Origin of the sequence: Glycocaulis sp. (assembly GCF_052168375.1) — a bacterium.
Classification (GTDB): Bacteria; Pseudomonadota; Alphaproteobacteria; order Caulobacterales; family Maricaulaceae; genus Glycocaulis.
In genome coordinates, this window is the sequence record NZ_JBQLZR010000082.1 from 1 (window position 1) to 4,299 (window position 4,299).

Consider the following 4,299-nt stretch of genomic DNA (forward strand, 5'->3'; position numbering starts at 1 on the left):
CAGGGCACTGCGCGCATCGGCATAGGCGGCGCCTGCGCGGTCGACGGCGAGGCGATAGTTGCGCGGATCAATGACAGCGAGGGTCTCATCGGCCGCAAACTCGCCGCCGGCGCGGACGGCATCGGAGACTTCGACCACCTGCCCGCCTACTTCCGGCGTCAGGGTGACGAGCGCGCGGGCCCTGACCGTACCGGTCGTCTCCACGCGGATGAGGTGGCTGTCGCTGCGGGGACGGACGACCTCCACCGGCGCAGCGCTTGTCTCGGCGCCATTGCCGTTGACGGCAGGCTGCGAAGAAGTGGCGGCCAGCCAGGCAGTCAGGATGAGAGAGAGGACGATGATGCCGGCAACAATGGCCAGCTGGACCCATCCAACCCAGGCCTTCTCCTCTGCGTTGTCACTTGTCTCATCGGCCATGTCAGCACACCCTTGCCAGCGAAAGGCAAACTAGCGCGTCCGGCGCGTTTGCACAGGGGGATTGTGGCACTGCACAATGCGCCTGTGTCCAGAAAAGGCCCGCAAATGGCTGCAAGCCAGCTGTTGAGGTCTGCAACGATTGGTGACGCAAGCTTGTTGTACCCGGTATGGTGGCGCGTGCCGGGGGCGGAAAAGACGGATTGAACAGGTGAACCCGGCGAAATCCTTGCGCCAGTCGATATGCCTTGCCGTCAGCGCTGCAGCGCTGCTGGGCGCGTCAGCATGGGCGGTGCCTCTGGCACGCATTGAAGGGGTCGAAGATCCGGGCCTGCATGGCGAGCTGGTCCGCATTGTCGGCGAGGCACCCTCGCAGTCCGACAATCGCTGGCGTAACCGGGAGCGGGCGAGAGAGGCGGGCGCGCAAATCCGCCGCTATCTCGATTCCCAAGGCTATTTTGCCGCGCTGATCGACCCCCGTCTCGATGATGACCAGCGTCCGCTGGTACGCGTCCGGCCGGGAGAGCGGTTCTCAATCGCTGAATTTGATGTCGTTTTTGACGTACCCGAAGGCTCGATGGCTCCGGGCGCCGATATCCGCGCTGCGTCGAGTGTGTCGGCCGGTCAGCCCATGCGGGCCGAGGCGATCCTGACGGCAGAGGCGTCGATTCTTGAAGCCTTGCGCAATAATGGCTGGCCACAGGCCCGCGCTGGCGATCACAGCATTATTGCCGACCATCTCGATTCCAGCGTGGCCGTGGAGATGCGCTTCGAGGCCGGTCCGTTCCTGCGTTTTGGCGATCCGCAGCTCGCCGGTGGTCTCGCAGATATCGACGAAGCCTATGTCGCAAGGCTTGCCCCGTTCGAGGCGGGCGAGCCGGTCAGCGCCCGGCTTCTGAGCACCTATACGCAGCGGCTTCAGGCGCTGGACAGCGTGGCGCTGGCCGAAGCGCGGCTGGCACCGGAAGAGCCGGGCGACGGCAATGTCCGCGCGGTCGATGTGCGCATGGAGCCGACACCGCGCCACCGCCTGCAGCTTTCAGCCCGGTTTGCGACCACGGAAGGGGCAGGCGGCGAGGCTGAATGGGCGCGGCGCAATCTCTTCCGGCGCGATGAGACCCTGACGCTGACGGGCCGTGTCTCCGAGCTCAATATGGGCGGGGAGGCCGAGCTTCTCCTGCCGCACTGGCGCCGGTTTGCGCAGACGCTGGAGCTTGGCAGCGAGCTGGCGCTGGAGCGGACAGACGCGTTTGATCAGGATTCTTTTGGCGTACGCGCAGCGCTGTCGCGCCCTGTCACCGACAACATCTTCGCCTCGGCGGGACTTCGCGCCCAGATCGCGCGCATCACCGATGCCGCCGGCGAGCGGACGCTAAACACGGTCACCTTGCCGCTAGGCCTCGCCTATGATGACCGCGATGATGTGCTGGACCCGCAATCGGGCCTTGCCGGTGAGCTGCGCCTGCAACCCGGCCTCACCTTTGGAGACAACTCCAACCAGTATGTCCGGGCCGTGATCGGCGCGCGTACCTATGTGCCGGTCAGCGAGAGCCTGGTGATTGCCGTGCAGGGCCGCGTGGGTGGACTGTTCGGTGTCGAGGCAGAAGCGGTTCCAGCCGATCTTCGCTTCTATGCAGGCGGCGGCGGATCGGTGCGCGGTTATGGCTATCAGGCCTTGTCGCCGCGCGTGATCGGGATCAATTCCGGCGAGCTTGAACCCTTTGGCGGACGCTCGCTTGCAGAAGCAAGCCTGGAGGCACGCTGGCGCTATTCCGAGCGCCTCGGCTTTGTCGGCTTTGTCGATGGCGGTGTTGCCAGCACCAGCCTGCAGCCGGAATGGGACGAGATGCGCTTCGGCGCCGGGGTGGGCGTGCGCTATTATCCGGGCTTTGGTCCACTCAGGGTGGACATTGCAACGCCCCTGAACCGGCGCAGCGGCGATGCCGCGCTGCACATCTATATCAGCATCGGGCAGGCTTTCTGATGCAGGCATCAACCGCGAAACGACTGCGCCTTGCAGGTTATGTCCTGGCCTGGACCGCCGGCATTCTCGTGACCCTTGCCCTCATTACGGGCGGTATCGCGATCGTCGTCCTGACCGGACAGACCGGGCGTGATCTTGCCGTCAACGCCGCCGAAGGACGCCAGATTGGCGGCTATGGCACACTCTCGGTCTCCGGCCTTGAGGGCAATCTCTTCGACCGGGTGAGCGTGCGCCGCCTGACCCTTACCGATGAGGAGGGGGTGTGGCTGGAAGTGGAAAATGTGGTGCTGGACTGGTCACCGGCATCGCTGCTTGCCGGTGAGCTCGACATTGCCGAGCTGTCCGCGCAGCGCGTCAACGTGCTGCGCCGCCCTGTCACCGTGGAGACAGAGGCTGGCGGCGGCGGCATTCCCGATATCGGCCTTGCCATTGACCGGTTTGAAGTGTCGACCCTCGCACTGGCCGAAGGCGTGGCGGGCGAGGCTGCAGAGATCGCTATTACCGGCGAGGCACAGGGGCGCGGCACGCGCTGGGCAATCGAGGCGCAGGCTGACCGTATCGACGCGCCCGGTGACCGGCTGGCCCTGATCATACGCACCGACGGCGATATCGACATTCGCGCCGATCTTGACGCCGAACCCGGCGGGCCGCTGGCCAATCTCCTTCGCGCACCGGAGGAGGGCCTCAACGCCCGCCTCGATGTGTCCGGCACGCCGGATGCTGGCGAGGGACGCTTCGAACTGTTCGTCGGCGAGACCCGGGCCGGTTCCAGCACGCTGGACTGGGAAGACCGGATGCTGAACGCGCAAGGCCGCTTCAGTGCCAGCGCCTGGCGCGATTTTGAGCAGGTCGAAAGCCTGACCGGCGGACCGCTCGATTTCACAATCGCCCTGCCCCTCGGCTCGAGGGGCGTGACGCAGCCGCAACTGGATGCGCTGACCGGCGAGATCAACGCGCCGCGCCTGACTCTCTCTGCCGCACGTCAGCCGGAGGGTATTGCGCTTCAGGTGCGCGAGGCAGCCGGCCTCGTCAACGCGCTGCTGCCGGAAACGCTCCAGTTCCAGTCCATCGCCGCTGACGGGGTGTTGCGGCCCTCAGAAGGGGAAAATCCGCTCGTCTTTGAGGGGCGTGTTGCCGCTTCGGGGATCACGCTGCCAATTGGCACAGCGGAACAGCTGGCCGGTCCGGTGCGGGTGGAAGGGCCGTTCTCTGAGCCCAGCGTGACATCGGCCTTGCAGGCGCGTGGCCTCGCCCTCGACGCGGAGGCCTTGCAATCGCTGGCTGGCGACACGCCGCTGCTGGAAAGCACGCTGGTCTGGAACAATGAGGCCCGGACCCTTGAAATAGAGTCGGCGCGCCTGTCAGGCGCCGAGGGCCTGCAACTGACCGGCACAGGTCTGGTCGATGTAGACGCCGGGCGGGTGACCGCCAGCCTGCGCCATGACAGGCTCGCGATAGAGCGCCTGACCGATCAGCTTTCGGGGCGGGTTACAGGCTCAGGCGAGCTCGATTTCAGCTTTGACGGGTCCGGCACGATTGCGGCCAGCGGCACGGCCAGCAATCTCGGCGGCGAGCTGGGCCAGCGGATCGGCGGCGACGCCCGGTACTCCGCCCGGCTGGTCCGTGACCGCGATGGCGCGCTCAGTTTCGAGGCTATCGAGATAAGCCCGCCCAATCTGGCTGCCGAGGCGCAAGGCAGGGTAGGCGAGGCTGGCTGGACTCTGTCCGGTCAGGCGGCCTGGTCCGGCGGCGCACCGCTCGCGGCCATGGTTCTGGAGGGCACCGCAAGCCTTGCCTTTGAAGCCAGCGACGAGAACGGCCGTTTCAGTATCCGCGCCGACGCCCGTGCTCCCAGCGCCGGGGCCGGGCCGGTCGTGGTGGACGATGCGCGCCTGCGCCTT

2 protein-coding genes and 1 pseudogene are annotated in these 4,299 nt (G+C 66.4%); 2 read left to right on the top strand and 1 reads right to left on the bottom strand.

Translation table 11 applies throughout. The annotated features are described in order from the left end of the window. Nucleotides 1-417: pseudogene (locus tag ACTS2Z_RS03070) on the bottom strand (hypothetical protein); the annotation flags it as partial. A gap of 208 nt (nucleotides 418-625) precedes the next feature. On the opposite strand from ACTS2Z_RS03070, the gene ACTS2Z_RS03075 reads away from it, so the two are divergent. After that, a complete protein-coding gene (locus tag ACTS2Z_RS03075) occupies nucleotides 626-2,398 on the top strand; it encodes an autotransporter assembly complex protein TamA (protein ID WP_442571763.1) in 1,773 nt (590 codons plus the stop codon). Then, the coding region (locus tag ACTS2Z_RS03080; protein ID WP_442571764.1) for a hypothetical protein at nucleotides 2,398-4,299 on the top strand (1,902 nt) is incomplete at its 3' end. The genes ACTS2Z_RS03075 and ACTS2Z_RS03080, both read left to right, overlap by 1 nt.